The sequence below is a fragment of the Armatimonas rosea genome (genome assembly GCF_014202505.1).
Classification (GTDB): domain Bacteria; phylum Armatimonadota; class Armatimonadia; order Armatimonadales; family Armatimonadaceae; genus Armatimonas; species Armatimonas rosea.
The window spans coordinates 147,568-163,424 of record NZ_JACHGW010000005.1 but is presented as its reverse complement, the minus strand read 5'-3'; the positions used below and the strand labels follow the sequence as shown (position 1 = coordinate 163,424).

The window sequence follows — 15,857 nt, the reverse complement described above, 5'->3', positions numbered from 1 at the left end:
CTACCTTTACTAAATCTCGCAGCGGCACTGCACCAACACTCTACCTAGAAAGATCTCTCGTTTATGAAATCAAGTCACACACGCCCACAACAGGCGTTCACGCTGATTGAGCTCCTCGTTGTGATTGCAATTATTGCGATCCTTGCCTCGATCCTCTTCCCTGTCTTTGCCCAAGCCCGTGAGAAAGCGCGCGGTGTCTCCTGCCTCTCCAACCAGAAGCAGCTTGCTCTCGGGCTGGTCCAGTACCTCCAGGACTACGACGAGACCTACCCCCGTGTCCAGTACTACGATGTTGCCGGCTCCGGTCGCCAGATCGGGATCGCGGAGATGCTCTACCCCTACACCAAGCAAGGTGTCAAGACCGGCGACTGGGTCGCGGCACGCACCGGCACGTATAGCTGCCCGTCGTCGCCCGCTCAGTTTCAGCCCAATATCTACGGCTTCCACCTCGATGTCTTTGGCGATGGCGAGACCCCCTGGAACCCGTCCCCGTTTCCCGTGGTGACCATGTCCCAGATCGAGGCCCCCACCGAGAAGATCGGGATCATGGAAAAAGGGATCAACGACGGCAACAACGGCTGGCTGAACTTCGCTACCTGGGAGTGGGACTGGGTCGCCTATGTCAAGAACAACGGCGAGGTCGATGACAAGCTCGATGGGATGCAGCTCGCCCTGGATACCCCCGGCAAAGCCGACTGCGACTTTGTCGCCAGCGAGAGCGTCAACTCAGGCTTTAACAACTGGGCGACCTGTGGGATGATGCCCCGCTTCCGCCACAACAAGACCGTCAGCGTGGTCTTCCTCGACGGCCACGCCAAGGCGATGCCCCGCGGCGGGATCAAGTGGTACAAGAATATCTATGTCCCCGCGGGCTCGGCGCTGGGCTGGACTCGGGAAGGCTGGTACCCGTACTAAATGAAAAATCCTCTTGTACTGATACTACTCCTAGGCCTCGCCCTCACGGCGCTGGGCTGTAGCAATAAGAACGACGAAGGCAAGGTGATTGCGGCCAACGATCAGAAACAAATCGAGGCGGCGATCCCCCAGAACATCCAGAACGCCCATATCCCGCCTCAGGCCAAAGCGGCCGCGATGCATGGGCAGGAGATGGGGCGCAAGATGGGCCAAGCCATGAACCAGAATACAGGACGATAACGACTGCCATGTTTATTGAAATCAGAGATAATCGCTTCTCCCCTCCTCCACCGAAGAAGGAAAACAAGCTGGAAGCCGCGGTCAACCCGCTCATCACTTCCGTCGCCTGCGCCTTCACCCTGGGAGCGGCGGTTCTGATGTCACAGCAGTTAAACCCGACGGATGCCGGGCACACCTACGATGCCGCGCAGATCCCTGCGATGATGCAAAAAGAGGTGGCCCGCATCCAGAACGATCCCCACATGCCCCCCCAGGCCAAGCGCATGGCGCTTGGGGCCCTGGCGGCACACGGGGTTCAGGTTCCGAAACACTGAAAGTTATGCAATGCACGTTATTCTAAAACCTGCCGGTCTCCTGCTCCTTGTGGGCAGTATCGCCACCCTGGCAGCCCTTGCAGTGGTCCGCCCGATCAAGTCCAGTGTGGAGACGTTGCCGGAGCTTAAGCCAATCGAGGGACTGACGACCCGTAAAAATCGCGCAGGGGTCTTTAACTCCAAGACAGAGATGCATCCGGTCAACCTGACAAGCGAGGGGAAGATCGACTGGGTCTGCTGGCGCAGCGATGACTCCCACCCTACCGTCCGTCGTAAGGCGGGCACGGGCCTCTTCTCGGAGCTCAAGCTGGTCAGCGGCCAGGCCCCGAGTATGGAGAAGACAAAGACGGGTCCTTCTCGCGCTTTCATCTGGTCCGACGGAGACAGCGCGGCCCCTAGCCCGGTCGCCTACCCCGGCTTCCATACCGACAGTGGCTTTGCCTTCTCGACCAAGATCGACACGGCACCGCACACGCTCACGGTCTACGTGGGGGGCTACAAGGCCGGCGGCGACTTTAGTGTCACGGTCACCGATGGCTCCAAGGCGACCGTCACCAGTAGCGACATCTCCCTCGGGGAGGGCTACTATAGCCGGGCCTACAAGGTCCAGTTCCGTGCCCAGACCCCCGGACAGTCCGTCCGCGTGGTCTGGAAGAAGAGCCGTGGCGAGGGCAATATCTCCCTCCAAGCCGCCAGCCTCGGCTAGGGCTGGCCTCTCTCTTGTGCAGCGCCCTGCGGAGCCTCTCCGCGGGGCGCTGTCTTTTCCAGCAGCTTCACGACCTCGGCGACACGTAGCTCGGAGAGGTCCACCACCTCGCTCTCCGACTGTCCAGTCGATGCCCGGAGCACCGCGTTGGCCTCGGGATCGCTTCCCAGCAAGCGCCAGCCCGGTCGCTTCGCGGCCCCACCACCGAGGGCACGCCGCTCGACCTTCGGGAGCGGCTTGTCCGCGGGCCAGCGCAAGAACCAGGGACACGTCTGGTAGAGCCAGCCATCGTCCTGCCAGAGCGCCGCACGCTCCAAGAGCACGGGGAGCTTAGGTGCCGCTCGGGCCAGCTCCTGCCGAAGCGAGCGCGCCAGCGCCTCCGCGCGCTCGACACGCCACTGCTTCCAGCTCGCGCCCCATGCATCGTCGTGCTTCACCAAGAGATTGAGCTCCTCCCCTTCCAGATAGAGCCTCTCGGAGAGTACATCGGCGGGGTCCACCCCTTTCTCTCGGAGAAACGCCAGCCGGTTTTCTTTCGCGTACCCCAGATCGCCCGCCGCGCCGTAGGCATAGCGCCCATAGGAAGGGTCCGTGAGCATGCCATAGCCGGGCGGCAGGACATGGCGCAGGACAATCCCCGCCAGCCCCGAGACCCGCCCCAGCGCACGCAGAGCACGGCGGGCGCTCTCGACCGTGCTGCGGTCTTGCAGATCGAGCCAGGGCAGCTCGCTGGCTTTCCCACGACGCCTTGCGTACTGGGCCGAGGTATCTCCCAGGACATTGAGGTCCGGCCTTCCCGCAGTACCACGGAGCACGGGCAAGACTCCCCAGACCGGGAGCGAGGGGGGCTCTAGGGCGGCTGCCAGCACCTCGGGGGGGGCTTCGAGCCAGAGGGCGCTTGCCCCTGCGGCCCGCGCCGCCTCGACAAGCGCACGTGCGTCGTTGGGGGTACGAGCGCGTGCCAGCCAGGCTCGCCCGGAGAGAGTGAGCGGGGGGGCGGGCGGGTTGGGAAGCCAGTGGTGTAGGGGGACAAGAGGAGCCTCATTGGCCTCCCCCACTCCGGGGATCACCAGGCTCCACCACGGGTGACAGCCAACCATGACACTCTGGCTATCCAGCTTGAGGTCCAGCCCACTTTTCTGGTACTCCGGGGTATCGCTTAGGCGGGCAAACTCCTCGATCGTCTGTAGTAGCCGCCCTTGGAGAGCACTGGGAAGCTCGCTCAGGCGGACCTCAGCGCCGAGCTCGCTACGGGTGCTCTTGTGCACGGCAAGTGCCTTCTTCAGGAGCGCGGGAGAGAGTGCCGCGGGATCGTCGGTGTCGAAGGTCAGGTAGTCCAGAGGCTTGAGCGCCGCGATCCGCCGGTTGAGCACTGCCTCGCCCTGGCTACTCTGCTGGCGGGTCTCCAAGAGCGCTTCCTCAAGCGGTATGCGCCCTACATCCAGGGGGAGGTTATCCGGGGCGAGGAGCCAGAGCGCGTCCAGCGTACGGATGGCGGCGGTCGTGCTCAGACACAGTGCCTGGAGCAGCTCCCCTGCGGGTGCCTGGCTCCCCCGAGTCCAGACCGTGTGCTTTCCCAGCCGTGCATCCACGAGCAGAGGCACCCCGGTTGCCTGGGCGATACGCTCGACCAAGTGTCCCACGGTGAGCGGCTCGGTTCCCAGTACGACCGGTGTCCGCAAGCGTGCCAGCTCCCCCGGTAGGGACTTGAGGCGATTGGGCACCTCCTGCGTAATCCCCGCAGCACGCTCCTGCTCTTCGGACAGAGTGGAGGCCTCTAGGTCGATTCGTGTCTTCGCGTCTGGGTCATTGCCGATCTCGCGGTGGAACACAAGAGGGAAGACGCCATTCTTCTCATTAAGCTTCTTGCCCTCGATCCCCCCGATCAGCTTCACCCGAATCCCGATCCCCTGCCGCTGCGCGTCGGTGAGCGTGCGCTCAGGTGTGGGCTGAGCCCCCCCACTTCCGCGCAGGGTAAAGCGGACCACGGGGGGGACGAGCTTCTCGGCCAGGGTGCGCTGCGTGCCGCTCAGCTCCCGCAGGCGCAACCCCTGAGAACTGGCAAGCTTGCGCCACTGGGTAGGGCTACAGCTGGCAAGCAAGGCTAGCAGAGCGGTCTCTTCCTCTGCCTCGGTGCCCAGCGCCCCCTGGGGGAAGGAGCGCTTCAGCACGCGCATGGCCGCGGGAGCGAGAACCGTGACGGCACCAAAGCGGCGCAGGAGCCCGCGCCCCAGCCGCGCCAGCTCCTCGGGTCGCCAGCCGTCGGGGGGCGGGGGGGAATTGCCAACCTGGACGGGATAGGACTCAGGAGCCACGACTAAGAAGACTCCCTGGCGCTCGGGGCTCCAGCGGAGGTTGGGGAGAAGCGGTGCCAGCGAGGAGACCCCCTGACGGGAACGGGTAGGCTGAGGCATCCCTGCTAGTGTAACATAGTGTCATTATTTTTCAGCTAGGACAGTCTACATTCGTTCACACACGGTATAATTTCTTCCATGAGCCAAACAGCGCTGTATCTTGACTACGCCGCCACGACCCCGACCGATCCCGAGGTGCGCGAGGCGATGCTCCCGTTTCTCGGGGAGAGCTTTGGGAACCCGTCGTCGGTCCACCGTGTGGGCCAAGAGGTTCGCCGCGCTCTCGATGCGGCCCGAGACACGCTGGCAAAGGCCTTGGGGGCTGAGTCTGGGGAGATTTTCTTTACATCGGGGGGCACCGAGGCCAACAATCTCGCGCTCCTCGGGGTGCTGATGGCCGCCAAGGAGCAGGGCCGCAACCACCTCATCACCGCCTCCGCGGAGCACCACGCGGTGATCGACACCGCCCTCTTTGCCCGTGAGCTGGGCTTTGCCGTGACGGTCCTCCCCGTGGACGAGTTTGGTAAGGTTCACCCGGAGGCACTCGCGGAGGCGCTGACAGACAAGACCGCGCTGGTCTCGGTGATGCACGCCAACAACGAGGTGGGGACGATCAACCCGATCACGGAGCTGGCGGCGCTGGCCCACGCCCACGGGGCGCTCTTCCACACCGATGCGGTCCAGACCCTGGGCGCGCTCCCGATCGATGTCACCGCGCTCGGCGTGGACCTGCTGAGTGTCTCGTCGCACAAGATCTACGGCCCCAAGGGCGTGGGCGCGCTCTACATCAAGAGCGGGGTGAAGTGCACGCCTCTCTTCCACGGTGGCAGCCAGGAGCGGCAGAAGCGCCCCGGCACCGAGAACGTCCCCGGCATCGTCGGCTTCGGCAAGGCGGTCGCGCTCCTACCGACCTGGCGCGACGAGACCGCGCTACGCCTGGCTCCGCTGCGGGACAAGTTTATCGCGCGCTTTCCCCAAGCCTTCCTCAACGGCCACCCCACCGAGCGGCTGGCCAGCAACATCAACCTCTCGTTTGTCAAGCCCGACGGTGAGACGATGCTGCTCGCGCTCGACCTCTGGGGCATCTGCGCGTCGTCGGGGAGCGCGTGCTCGTCGGGGAGTATCGATCCGTCGCATGTTCTCACCGCCATGGGCGTGCCGCGGGAGCGTGCGCTGGGGGCGGTGCGCTTCTCCCTGGGCCGCCACACCACCGACGCGGAGCTGGATAAGGCCGCCGGTGTGGTCGAGCGCCTGGTTATGTCACAGCTAAGCTGAGCACTTCCCAGACCAGCTGCGCCATGACCTTTGCGCCCTCGGCGTTGAAGTGCGTGTTGTCCTCCACCCCTTTGGGATAGTTGGGATTTTCGCCCGGCTTGAGCTGTAAGAAGAGCTTGCGCGAGGGCTCCGCGCCGAGCTCACGGAGCACCTTCTCACTGAGCCGGTGGTGGTCGATCAGCAGCACCTTGGTCGCCGCCGCCACCTCCCGCACGAGGTCGGGGTAGACGCCGTGGGTGTCGAAGAACTCGCCCTTGGGATCGAAGCGGCGGCGCATCACGGGGGTGAGGAGCACGGGAGTCCCCCCTTTCTGGCGCACCTCGGCCACAAAACGGGTCAGGTTGGCCTTGTAGTCGTCGGGGGGCGTGTAGCGCTCGCCCTTGTCCTTGGCTTGGTCGTTGTGGCCGAACTGGATCAGGACCCAGTCGCCCTTCCGCACCCGCCCGATCAGTGCCTCCCAGCGCTTCTCCGCCAGAAAGCTCTTGGTGCTACGCCCGTTCATCGCGTGGTTCTCGATACGTAGCTTGCTCTCGTCCACGAGGAGCCGCAGCCCCTCGCCCCAGCCGGTCTCGGGGCGCTTCTCCGGGAGCTTCTCCGCCATGGTCGAGTCGCCCGCCAGAAAGATTGTCGGGGTTCGGGTGAGCTCCTTGAGGGCAAAGCGGGCCAGCGTGATGGTCTCGTAGGCGCCCTTGTCGCCGCACTCGTAGAGGCACGCGAGGGTGTTGCGCTTCAGCACCGCCAGGTCCGAGTACGCGCTTGGCCCGCTGTGCAGGGTCAGCCGCCGCTCCCAGGTCTTGCCGTCGTCGCTGCTGACACGCACGGTCAGGTTCTTACGGGCCTCGCGGCTGGCGGGGTTGGAGAAGAGCAGTGTCTTGGAGTCGGCGCGGCGGACACTGGCCTGGCAGATGGGCTCGATCAGGGAGAAATCGGGCCGCTGCTCGCCCCAAGTGAGGCCGCCGTCTTTGCTGACCGCCACTTGCCGCGCCCGCGAGCTCGGGTCGTAGCTCCGCATGTTGAGCAGCAGGCTCCCATCGCTCCGCTCGACCACCTCGCACTCGTTCACCTGGTCACGTGGCGTGGTTCCCCCCAGTTTCCAGCTCGCCCCGTGGTCGTCGCTGTAGATCACGTGTGAGAAATAGCGCTTGGTCTTGGCCTCGATATGGTCGCACGCAACCACCAAGCGCCCCGTTTTTCCGAGCTGAATCCCCGCCCCTGGCCCCGTTGCGTACCAGGTCCACTCGGGCAGCTTGACACTCTCAGTGATCTCTTTGGGAGTCGCCCACGTCACGCCATCGTCCACCGACGATGTGACAAAGACCCGACGCGTGTCTTTACTCGTCTGGGCGATAATCTGGGGTTCTTTGTCGTCGCCGCGGTTCCAGGTCAGTAGCAGCCAGATCGTCCCCGTTTGCAGGTCCACGACCGGCGCGGGGTTGCCGCAGGTGTTGCCCCCATCGGCCCAGACCACCTGCTGCTCGCTCCAGTGTGCGCCATTGTCGGTCGAGCGGCGCAGGAGGATCTCAATCGCCCCGCTGTCACCCGCTCCGGCACGCCGCCCCTCACAAAACGCCAGCACGGTGCCCTTCTTTGTCACCGCAAGCGCCGGAATCCGGTAGGACTTGTAGCCACCCTGGCCACTTTTCCATAAGACTTCGGTTTTCATCGCCTTGTATTGTACAATGGACGCCATGAAAACGGCTGCCCTCTCCCTCCTCTTGCTCCCTCTTCTCGTCGTCGGCTGCTCAAAAAGCGCCTTGGAAAAAGTGCAGCGCGACGGCCAGCCGGATATCGACATGGTCAAGGACGATGACCGCGAGATGAACGCGGCGATTGCGAAAGCCCGTCAGACACTCCCCGCGTTTGTCAAAGCGCTCCAGAGCCCTACCACGGCGATGCAGGGCTTTTCGGTGAAGGCGGAGTTTAAAGATGCCAATGGGAGTGAGCACATGTGGATTGCCCGCCCCGAGTGGGATGGACAAAACATCGTGGGAGTTCTTGCCAATGAGCCCAACTGGGTCAAGAGTGTCAAGCTCGGAGATCCCGTGAAAATCCCAGGCAACCAAATCTCGGACTGGATGTATGTCGAAAATGGCAAGCTCGTCGGGGGCCACACGGAGCGCGTGCTCTTTGCCCGAATGTCCCCTGCTGAGCGAGCGGAGGTTGAAAAATCCGGTGGTTTCAAGCTCTAGGGCACATTGGCTCGTAGCTCGTCCAGCCAGAGGGTCGCTTCCGAGTCCGACGGCGCACGCCAGTCGCCTCTTGGGGAGAGGCTCCCGCCGCTGCCGACCTTGGGGCCGTTGGGGACACACGTGCGCTTGAACTGGCTGGTCTTGAAGAAGCGCCAGAGGAAGACTTCGAGCCACTTTTTGATGGTCGGCAGGTCGTAGGAGTCCCCGACCGAGAGCGAGAGATAGGCGACTTTACTCGGGGCGAAGCCAAAGCGCGTGAGGTAGTAGAGGTTGAAGTCTTGCAGGGCGTACGGCCCGATCTTCTCCTCGGTCTTTTGCGCGGGCTTGTCGCTGCCCTCGCCGCCAGGGATGAGCTCGGGGGAGATCTCGGTGTCGGCGATGCTGATGAGAATCCGGCTAGCCTCCTCGCCAAAGAGATTTTTCGCGGCGACCCAGCGGATGAGGTACTGGATGAGCGTTTTTGGCACCGACGCGTTGACATTGTAGTGGCTCATGTGGTCCCCCACGCCGTACGTACACCAGCCCAGCGCCAGCTCCGAGAGGTCGCCGGTTCCGAGGACAATGCCGTTGTGAAAGTTGGCGAGGCGGAACAGATGGCTGGTGCGGTCCCCCGCTTGGACATTCTCAAAGGTAATGTCGTAGACCGGCTCGCCGTCGTGGAACGGGTGGCCTAGGTCCTTGAGCATCTGCAGGCACGACGGCCGAATGTCCAGCTCCGTGGCGGTCACGCCCAGCGCCTGCATCAGGGCGTGGGCGTTGGACTTGGTGTGGTCGCTGGTGGCGAAGCCGGGCATGGTGTAGGCCAGGATATTCGTGCGGGGCAGCCCCAGCTTGTCCATCGTGTTACAGGCGACAATCAGCGCGTGGGTCGAGTCTAGGCCGCCGCTCACCCCGATCACGAGCTTCTCGATCTTGGCGCTCTGGAGGCGCTTGTGCAGGCCGTGGACCTGGATGTTGTAGGCCTCGTAGCAGTGGGCATCGCGCAGCGTGGGATCGTCGGGGACAAACGGGAAGCGCTCGATGTGGCGCAACAACGGAAGCTCGGCGTTGGGCAGCTCGAACAGAAACGGCACCCGGCGCATCGCGGAAAGCCGCTCCCGCTGGTCGTGCACGGAGTCGGCAAAGCTGGTCTGGCGCATGCGCTCTTGGGTCAGGCGCTCCAGGTCGATATCGGCCAGGATCAGGTCCTCGTCCTCCGAGAAGCGCGCAGACTCGGCGAGGCGCTCCCCGTTCTCGTAGATCAGCGCGTGGCCGTCCCAGGCCAGGTCGTTGGTGCTCTCCCCCGGCCCCGCCGCGGAGTAGAGGTAGGCCGACAGACACCGCGACGACTGCCCGGCCGCGAGCGCCTTGCGGTAGTCGGCCTTGCCCACGGTGATATTGCTCGCGGAGAGGTTGGCCAGAATAGTCGCCCCGGCGAGTGCGCCGAAGGTCGACGGTGGCAGCGGGGTCCAGACATCCTCACAGATCTCGACATGGAGCGCAAAGTCGGGCAGGTTGGTGCAGGTAAAGACCAGATCGGAGCCGAGGGGGACGGTCTGACCTAAGAGCACGACCTCGCGGGTCGCCACGTCCCGCCCCGACGCAAACTGGCGCTTCTCGTAGAACTCGCGGTAGTTGGGCAGATAGGTCTTGGGAACCAGCCCAAGGAGCGTCCCCTTCTGCACCACCGCGCAGACATTGAGCAGGCGGTGCTCCACCCGCAGCGGCAGGCCCAGCAGGAGCACGGTCTCCCAGTCCTCACTGGCCGCGAGCACCTTTCCGAGGGCTTTCTCCGTGGCATCCAGCAGCGCACTCTGGTGGAAGAGATCGTCGCAGGTGTACCCCGAGAGCCCCAGCTCGGGAAAGAGCGCCACGGCGGCGTGCTGCGCGGCGGCACGCTCGGCCAGCGCGATGGTCCGCTCGGCGTTGTAGGCGGGGTCAGCGACGCGCACCAGGGGCACACAGACCGCCGCGCGGACAAAGCCGTGGCGGTAGGGAGTCAGGAAGGGCAACATGGTTCAATCTTACCTCAATTCTTAATTAATGTAATTAAGACACTAAATTTCTTGCCTTGGTTACAATTTTTCTCCCGGAAGATTCCGTGTAAGGGCTTCAGTCAGCACGCCTTTTCGCCGATACTTCTACGGGGCGACTTGTGTAAAGCGAGTTCCCCTTGTGCAGGAGGCTAGGAGATGCCGGATACAGCGGCCCCGGTTGACGACATCATACTTGATATTCAGAACGTCCATCGTCACTACGACCCCACGCACGCACTCAAGGGTGTGAGCTTCAAGGCGCGACGAGGCGAGGTAATTGCACTGGTCGGGCCCAATGGTGCGGGCAAGACGACGATCGGTGCCATCATTGCCCAGCGGGAGAAGCCCGACCTTGGGAAAGTGGTGTACTATCTGGATGAAGGAGAGACGGAGGACCCCGATCTCTCTCAGATTGGCTTCTTCCCAGGCGACAGTAGCTTCTACATGAGCCTGGCGGTCGAGCGCCTGCTCTACCACGCCGCAACTCGCAAGGGCCTCTCGGGGAGCGAGGCAGCGGAGGCGACCCAGTACTGGCTAGACCGGCTGGGCATGACCAACCGCCCCAACCAAGCGCTCTCTAGCTTCTCCAAGGGCAACCAACAAAAAATTCAGTTCGCCGAGTCGGTGCTCCATGGGCCGAGCATTGTCTACCTCGACGAGCCTTTCAACGGCCTCGACCCCGTGAACCAGGAGTGGTTTATTGGGCTGATCCGTGAGCTGCAAGAGACCGGGATGACCATCCTGATCAGCGACCACCACATGCACCTGCTGGAGCGGATCGCAGACCGGATTCTCATCATGCACCAGGGCAAGCTGGTCGCCGATGGCACCCTCCCGACACTGCGCCAGCGCTCCCAAGTGGGGCTGAGCGTGCGCCTGCGTGTCGTGGACCCGATGGCGGTGGACCTCAAGCCCTTCCGTGAGCACCCCGCGATTCGCTCGATCGAGCGCACCGCCAGCGGCGATATTCGGATGCTGGTGAGTGCTGCGGTTCCTCGCAACGATGTCCTCAACTTCGCCAAGCAGCGCATGCGCCTCACCGAGATCCTCGCCGAGCCCGCCAGCCTGCACGATATCTACGTGACCGTCTTCTCGGTCCAGAGTGCGGATGCGGAGATAAACGAAGCGGCGGCGACAGCAGCCGCTGCTTAGTCCGGCTTTCGCGCCACCGCAAACACCGTCAGCCCAAACGGCAGGGAGCGCCCTAAGACGATCCCTGTCTCCCGGTCAAGGAGCCAGCGCAGGACTCCATTGAGCGGCTCCGGGGTCGGCAGGGCATCGGCGCGTGGCAGCGCATCTTTCTTCGCCAGCGCATTCTGAAGCTTACGCACCACCCAGACCGCGGGAAAGAGCGCCGAGACCGTGTAGGAGAGCCGCTCGACAATGAGCCCGCTCTCTTGCAGGCGCTTTCGCACCTCCTCGGCACGGTAGCGACGCTGGTGCATCAGTGCCACATCGTGCCCACTCCACAGCGACTGGTAGGCCGGGACGGTCACCACCGCAATCCCCCCCGGCTTGAGCACCCGCGCCAGCTCCGCCGCCGCCGTGGCATCGTCGGGGATGTGCTCTAGGACATCTAAAGCCACCGCCGCATCGAAGGTTGCCGTGTCAAACGGAAGCTGGGTCGCCGACGCCAGCACGAGGTTCTGGTGCCCCCGCTCGCGGCAGAGCTCCAGCGCCAGCGGCTCTAGGTCTAGGCCAACGGGCCGGGCGAACTCCCGCAAGCGATCCAGCGTCCCCCCCGTCCCACAGCCCATGTCCAGCACGAGCGGGTTTGCGGTCTTACCAAAGCGCTGGAGTGCCGCGCAGATCAGGTTCCGGCGCGCCACAAACCACCAGTGCTTGTCCTCCAAGCGCCGCATCTGCAGGTAGTAGTCACGATTCATATTCGTTCCCCCGTTCCACGGGGGCTAGGGGGCAGCTCTCGATCCAGGCGACATCCGCGGCCATTTGTTGAAGAAGTGCATCCAAACCGTCGAATTTTACCGTACCCCGGAGAAAATGCACGAACGAGAGCGTCAGTACTTGTCCGTAGAGATCCTCATCAAAGCCCTCCAGCAGGAACGCCTCGACCGTCAGCGGGCCGTTCTCCGTGACAGTCGGATTCGTGCCAATCGAGATCGCGGCGCGAAAGACACGGCCGTCTGCAAGAGTCGCTTGGCCGGCGTAGACCCCCGGTGCGGGAATCAGCACGCGCGGATCGGAGGCCAGATTTGCGGTCGGGTAGCCGATCGTCCGCCCCAGCTTTCGCCCGTGCACCACCTCGCCTGAGAGCGTGTAGGGCCGCCCCAGCAGCCGCGCCGCCTCTGCGACCTGCCCCCCAGAGAGCATCTGCCGGATCACGGTCGAGCGGGCAGGAACGCCGTCTACAAAGACCCCCGGCACGGCCTCGACCCGCAAGCCCGCCGCCCTAAGCGTCTCCACATCCCCACGCCGCTCGCAGCCAAAGCGGAAGTCATCGCCCACGACAATCCACTCGGGCTGAACGGGGCGAAGTACCTGCTCGATAAAGGCCGCGGGGGTGAGTGCGGCAAAAGCGGGGTCGAAGGGAATCACTTCCACCCGCTCCGCCCCCGCCGCCTTGAGGAGTGCGGTGCGCTCCGCGAGGGTTCCTAGGAGCTTGGGGGTGCGGGCGGGTGAGAGGAGCGCCGCGGGATGCGGGTCGAAGGTCAGCGCGGTGACGGGCAAGCCGCTCGCGCGGGCGGTGGCTAAGAGTGCCTGGTGCCCCCGGTGCACCCCATCGAAGACCCCAATGGTGATCGCTCTCATCCGGCAAATACCTTGAAGGGCTGCCAGCGCCCGGTTTCGTAGCGCAGGAGCGCCAGGAGCTGCCCGTTGTGGAGCGCGGCACATGTGTTTTCGCCTCCCCCGCCTTCGCACGGCTCAGGCACCCCCTCCGGCTTCGCGAAGGGGGGCGTAAGCTGTATGGTGCGCCCTAGCTTAAGCTCTGCGGCATCGGCATCCGAGACATCCAGCAGCGGCCAGCCGAGTGCCTCGTGCATGGGGAGGAGCTTGCTCTCGTCTATCTCCTCGAGCGGGATCGCATCGGCGAGGGCGTAGGGGCCGACCGCCTCGCGCACGAGGGTCGCCATGTGCGCCGGGAGCCCGAGCGCCTCCCCGATATCCTTGCAGAGCGTGCGGATGTAGGTCCCCCCGCCGCAGGTGACGCGGATCGCCCCCCCCGCCCCCAAGCTTGGGGGCGCGACTAATTCAAGCGCGTGGATCGTGATCGTCCGGGCCTCGCGCTCGACCGTGATCCCCTGCCGCGCCAAGTCGTAGAGGCGCTGGCCATTGTGATGGAGCGCGGAGACCATCGGGGGAACCTGCGCGATCTCTCCGACAAAGCGGGGAAGCACACTCCGAAGTGCCTCCTCGGTCAGCCCCGATGCATCCGCCGTCGCCGTGACCTGCCCACTGGCATCTTCCGTGTCGGTGGCGGTGCCAAAGCCGACTGTTGCGAGATAGACCTTGGGCTCCAGCGGCAGGTACGGCAAGAGGCGAGTCGCCTGCCCCACCGCGACAACCAAGACGCCCGTGGCATCTGGGTCGAGTGTTCCCGCGTGCCCCACCCGCTTGGTCTTCAGTGCCCGCCGGACCCGCCCCACCACATCGTGGCTCGTCATCCCTGCCGGTTTGTGTATATTTAGAAATCCGTCCATTACTCTCGTCGCAACCCGGCTATTGTACCGCGACGCTCACAGCTCGGGCGGGAGCATGGTGTCTAGCGCCGTGCCAACGCGCTCAAACCCCAGGCGTCCATACACACGCGCGACACTCTCGTCCCCGGCACTGAGGAAGATACAGCCACAGCCTCGGGCAAGAGCATCTGCGACCAGGGCGCTGGTGACCGCTCCCGCCAGCCCCTTGCGCCGCCACTCGGGGTGGGTGCCGACTCCCGCGACCTCGGTGGCCGAGCCCACGGGCGAGTGGAGCCCCGCCGCAACCGGCTTGCCGCCCACAAACGCCGCAACCGCGCACGCGCCGCGCTCAATCAAGCCGCGCAGAAACGAGCCATCCGCCTCGGCAGGGTCGCCACCAAACGCGGTCGCGAGCACGGCATCGGTCGCCGGGGCTTCATCGGGGGTGATGTACCGCACCTGGGCAAGCGTGCTACTCTCGGGGTGAAAGCGCTCCGCCGTGACAACTTGCAGCGGACGTCGGGTCGGGGCGGGAATCCCTGCTTGCACCAGAAGTGCCCCGAGCTCCGGGTTGAGCTCCTCCAAGTACTCCCAGCGGGGACGGCGCCCCCGTGCCAGAAACGCCGCCCGCACCGCCGCGATCTCCTCCAGCGTCCCCGCGCGCTCCCCACGCACCGGGCGGGCATAGGAGATCTCGGGCATCTCCGAGTCGCGCCGGAAGAACAAGCGAAACGGCCCGATCCGCTCCACGTCACAGGCCTGCGCGGGAGCGGCATCGAGGTAGTCGTCGATCAGTGCGAGCAGGCTCATGCGGCAGTCAAGGCCCCTAGAAGCGCGGCGATGGCGGCCTCGGGGGGACCGTCGAGGGAGCACCCGGAGGCGAGGCGGTGACCGCCCCCGCCAAACTGTGCGGCGACCGCGGCGACATCCCAGGGGTCTTTGGCGCGTAGGCTGACACGCAGCTTCCCGGTGGGCATCTCGCGCAGGAAGACCGCGACCTCGGAGCCGCGGACGGCACGAAGCGCGGTGGCGATTCCGTCGGTGTCTTTGTCGGTGGCATCGAGCTCGGAAAAGTCCGCCTGGGTCACCCACGACCAGACCAGCTTGCCATCGGCGCTGCGGGTCATACGGTCCATGGCGCGCCCTAAAAGCTTCTGCGCCCCAAAGCTGGCGTTCTCGTAGACACTCTCGTAGATCGTGGTCGGAGACGCCCCCGCGGCGATCAGAGCCCCACCGACCGCCATCGTGCGCGGCTTGGTGTTGGAGAAGCGGAAGCTCCCCGTGTCGGTCAGGATGCCACAGAGGAGGCACTGGGCGATCTCGGGAGTCAGCTCCACGCCGAGCGCCAAGAGCAGATCGTAGACCAGCTCAGCGGTGGACGCCGAGGTGGCATCCAGTAGCTGGACCTGGCCGAACTGCCCGCCCGTCACATGGTGGTCGATATCCATTACCAGCGGCGCGGAGAGGATGGTCTCCGCATTGCTTCCGAGGCGCTTGACCTCACCCGCATCCAGCCCCACTCCCAGCTGAAAGTCTCGGCGCTCGGTGTGGGTCTGGACCCGCTCAATCCCCGGTAGGAAAGCCAAGGTCTCGGGGAAGCCATCGGCGGAGAGGTAGGTGACCTTCTTCTCCAGCGCCTCCAGCCCCAAGCCAAGCCCCAGCATCGAGCCGATCGCGTCGCCATCGGGGTTGACATGGCAGGCCAGCACGATCTCGGTCGCGCTCCAGATCGCCTGCACGGCCTCATCGAGCCCCTCTCGGTCGAGCGGGGCATTGGGATTGAGCGCCATGCTACTTTTCCGACTCCTCGGCCATCTCCTCGCGCACGGCGGCGAGCTCCTCTTCGGTGGCAGGCGGCAGGCTCTCGGCGAACTGCTTCTCCTCGCGCAGGAGCTCGAACATCCGCACTCCCCGGTCGATTCCCTCATCGAAGCGGAAGACCAGCATGGGCACGGTGCGCAGCTCCAGCATCGCGCCCAGACGGCCACGGATAAAGCCCGCGCCGTTACGGAGCGCCTTCATCGCCGCCTGCTTCTCACTCTCGTCCCCCATCACGGAGATAAAGACCTTCGCGATCGAGAAGTCCTGCGCGACCTCGACATCGGTGACACTCACCAGAGCAACCCGGGGATCCCCGACATCTTTACTTAAAATCTCGGACAGGTCGCGCTTGATCATCTCGGCAACCCGTGCCTGTCGTAGTGTTGGCAT

General features: G+C 64.6%; 16 protein-coding genes. 7 read left to right on the top strand and 9 right to left on the bottom strand.

Annotation, left to right across the window (positions count from 1 at the left end):
• Window positions 1–63: 63 nt before the first annotated feature.
• The 4 genes from HNQ39_RS24235 to HNQ39_RS24220 are packed head-to-tail and all read left to right on the top strand — an operon-like array spanning window position 64 to window position 2,175.
• Window positions 64–915 (top strand): prepilin-type N-terminal cleavage/methylation domain-containing protein, encoded by an 852-nt coding sequence (locus HNQ39_RS24235; RefSeq protein ID WP_184203001.1) that lies wholly within the window; start codon window positions 64–66, stop codon window positions 913–915.
• Window positions 916–1,155: a hypothetical protein gene (locus tag HNQ39_RS24230; RefSeq protein WP_184202999.1), complete on the top strand. Its 240-nt coding sequence runs from the start codon at window positions 916–918 to the stop codon at window positions 1,153–1,155.
• A gap of 8 nt (window positions 1,156–1,163) precedes the next feature.
• Complete coding sequence (locus HNQ39_RS24225; RefSeq protein WP_184202997.1) at window positions 1,164–1,469, top strand: hypothetical protein; 306 nt, start codon at window positions 1,164–1,166, stop codon at window positions 1,467–1,469.
• A 10-nt stretch (window positions 1,470–1,479) separates the two neighbouring features.
• Entirely contained in the window at window positions 1,480–2,175 is a 696-nt protein-coding gene (locus HNQ39_RS24220; RefSeq protein ID WP_184202995.1) for a hypothetical protein, read from the top strand.
• On the opposite strand, the gene HNQ39_RS24215 is transcribed toward HNQ39_RS24220, so the two are convergent.
• Entirely contained in the window at window positions 2,172–4,589 is a 2,418-nt protein-coding gene (locus tag HNQ39_RS24215) for a hypothetical protein (RefSeq protein ID WP_184202993.1), read from the bottom strand. The two genes, HNQ39_RS24220 and HNQ39_RS24215, sit on opposite strands and share 4 nt — an antisense overlap.
• A 78-nt stretch (window positions 4,590–4,667) precedes the next feature.
• Between HNQ39_RS24215 and HNQ39_RS24210 the strand changes: the two genes are divergently transcribed.
• Window positions 4,668–5,804, top strand: coding sequence for a cysteine desulfurase family protein (locus HNQ39_RS24210; RefSeq protein WP_184202991.1), 1,137 nt, complete (start codon window positions 4,668–4,670; stop codon window positions 5,802–5,804).
• Here HNQ39_RS24210 and HNQ39_RS29700 read toward each other — a convergent pair.
• Window positions 5,785–7,467, bottom strand: a complete 1,683-nt coding sequence (locus HNQ39_RS29700; RefSeq protein WP_221290296.1) for an exo-alpha-sialidase — start codon at window positions 7,465–7,467, stop codon at window positions 5,785–5,787. The genes HNQ39_RS24210 and HNQ39_RS29700 overlap by 20 nt on opposite strands.
• 25 nt (window positions 7,468–7,492) lie before the next feature.
• Here HNQ39_RS29700 and HNQ39_RS24195 point away from each other — a divergent pair, with 25 nt between their 5' ends.
• Window positions 7,493–7,993, top strand: coding sequence for a YegJ family protein (locus HNQ39_RS24195; protein WP_221290293.1), 501 nt, complete (start codon window positions 7,493–7,495; stop codon window positions 7,991–7,993).
• Here HNQ39_RS24195 and HNQ39_RS24190 read toward each other — a convergent pair.
• A complete protein-coding gene (locus tag HNQ39_RS24190; protein WP_184202987.1) occupies window positions 7,990–9,987 on the bottom strand; it encodes an NAD(+) synthase in 1,998 nt (665 codons plus the stop codon). The two genes, HNQ39_RS24195 and HNQ39_RS24190, sit on opposite strands and share 4 nt — an antisense overlap.
• A 177-nt stretch (window positions 9,988–10,164) precedes the next feature.
• Between HNQ39_RS24190 and HNQ39_RS24185 the strand changes: the two genes are divergently transcribed.
• Entirely contained in the window at window positions 10,165–11,160 is a 996-nt protein-coding gene (locus HNQ39_RS24185; protein WP_184202985.1) for an ABC transporter ATP-binding protein, read from the top strand.
• Here HNQ39_RS24185 and HNQ39_RS24180 read toward each other — a convergent pair.
• The 6 genes from HNQ39_RS24180 to rbfA are packed head-to-tail and all read right to left on the bottom strand — an operon-like array spanning window position 11,157 to window position 15,857.
• A complete protein-coding gene (locus HNQ39_RS24180; RefSeq protein ID WP_184202983.1) occupies window positions 11,157–11,894 on the bottom strand; it encodes a class I SAM-dependent methyltransferase in 738 nt (245 codons plus the stop codon). The two genes, HNQ39_RS24185 and HNQ39_RS24180, sit on opposite strands and share 4 nt — an antisense overlap.
• Window positions 11,884–12,777 carry a bifunctional riboflavin kinase/FAD synthetase gene (locus HNQ39_RS24175; protein WP_221290291.1) on the bottom strand — a complete coding sequence of 298 codons (894 nt, stop codon included), beginning with the start codon at window positions 12,775–12,777 and terminating at the stop codon, window positions 11,884–11,886. The genes HNQ39_RS24180 and HNQ39_RS24175 overlap by 11 nt, the downstream gene beginning before the upstream one ends.
• Window positions 12,774–13,667 carry a tRNA pseudouridine(55) synthase TruB gene (truB, locus tag HNQ39_RS24170; RefSeq protein ID WP_184202979.1) on the bottom strand — a complete coding sequence of 298 codons (894 nt, stop codon included), beginning with the start codon at window positions 13,665–13,667 and terminating at the stop codon, window positions 12,774–12,776. The genes HNQ39_RS24175 and truB overlap by 4 nt, the downstream gene beginning before the upstream one ends.
• A 36-nt stretch (window positions 13,668–13,703) precedes the next feature.
• Entirely contained in the window at window positions 13,704–14,456 is a 753-nt protein-coding gene (locus HNQ39_RS24165) for a GNAT family N-acetyltransferase (protein WP_184202977.1), read from the bottom strand.
• Window positions 14,453–15,436 (bottom strand): DHH family phosphoesterase, encoded by a 984-nt coding sequence (locus tag HNQ39_RS24160; protein ID WP_184202975.1) that lies wholly within the window; start codon window positions 15,434–15,436, stop codon window positions 14,453–14,455. The genes HNQ39_RS24165 and HNQ39_RS24160 overlap by 4 nt, the downstream gene beginning before the upstream one ends.
• A 1-nt stretch (window position 15,437) precedes the next feature.
• Window positions 15,438–15,857 carry a 30S ribosome-binding factor RbfA gene (gene rbfA, locus HNQ39_RS24155; protein ID WP_184202973.1) on the bottom strand — a complete coding sequence of 140 codons (420 nt, stop codon included), beginning with the start codon at window positions 15,855–15,857 and terminating at the stop codon, window positions 15,438–15,440.

Excerpts from the sequence above, each read along its gene's own strand:
- HNQ39_RS24235 (WP_184203001.1), top strand. The coding sequence starts at position 64 with ATGAAATCAAGTCACACACGCCCACAACAGGCGTTCACGCTGATTGAG.
- HNQ39_RS24230 (WP_184202999.1), top strand. The coding sequence starts at position 916 with ATGAAAAATCCTCTTGTACTGATACTACTCCTAGGCCTCGCCCTCACG.
- HNQ39_RS24225 (WP_184202997.1), top strand. The coding sequence starts at position 1,164 with ATGTTTATTGAAATCAGAGATAATCGCTTCTCCCCTCCTCCACCGAAG.
- HNQ39_RS24220 (WP_184202995.1), top strand. The coding sequence starts at position 1,480 with ATGCACGTTATTCTAAAACCTGCCGGTCTCCTGCTCCTTGTGGGCAGT.
- HNQ39_RS24215 (WP_184202993.1), bottom strand. The coding sequence starts at position 4,589 with ATGCCTCAGCCTACCCGTTCCCGTCAGGGGGTCTCCTCGCTGGCACCG.
- HNQ39_RS24210 (WP_184202991.1), top strand. The coding sequence starts at position 4,668 with ATGAGCCAAACAGCGCTGTATCTTGACTACGCCGCCACGACCCCGACC.
- HNQ39_RS29700 (WP_221290296.1), bottom strand. The coding sequence starts at position 7,467 with ATGAAAACCGAAGTCTTATGGAAAAGTGGCCAGGGTGGCTACAAGTCC.
- HNQ39_RS24195 (WP_221290293.1), top strand. The coding sequence starts at position 7,493 with ATGAAAACGGCTGCCCTCTCCCTCCTCTTGCTCCCTCTTCTCGTCGTC.
- HNQ39_RS24190 (WP_184202987.1), bottom strand. The coding sequence starts at position 9,987 with ATGTTGCCCTTCCTGACTCCCTACCGCCACGGCTTTGTCCGCGCGGCG.
- HNQ39_RS24185 (WP_184202985.1), top strand. The coding sequence starts at position 10,165 with ATGCCGGATACAGCGGCCCCGGTTGACGACATCATACTTGATATTCAG.
- HNQ39_RS24180 (WP_184202983.1), bottom strand. The coding sequence starts at position 11,894 with ATGAATCGTGACTACTACCTGCAGATGCGGCGCTTGGAGGACAAGCAC.
- HNQ39_RS24175 (WP_221290291.1), bottom strand. The coding sequence starts at position 12,777 with ATGAGAGCGATCACCATTGGGGTCTTCGATGGGGTGCACCGGGGGCAC.
- truB (WP_184202979.1), bottom strand. The coding sequence starts at position 13,667 with ATGGACGGATTTCTAAATATACACAAACCGGCAGGGATGACGAGCCAC.
- HNQ39_RS24165 (WP_184202977.1), bottom strand. The coding sequence starts at position 14,456 with ATGAGCCTGCTCGCACTGATCGACGACTACCTCGATGCCGCTCCCGCG.
- HNQ39_RS24160 (WP_184202975.1), bottom strand. The coding sequence starts at position 15,436 with ATGGCGCTCAATCCCAATGCCCCGCTCGACCGAGAGGGGCTCGATGAG.
- rbfA (WP_184202973.1), bottom strand. The coding sequence starts at position 15,857 with ATGCCAACACTACGACAGGCACGGGTTGCCGAGATGATCAAGCGCGAC.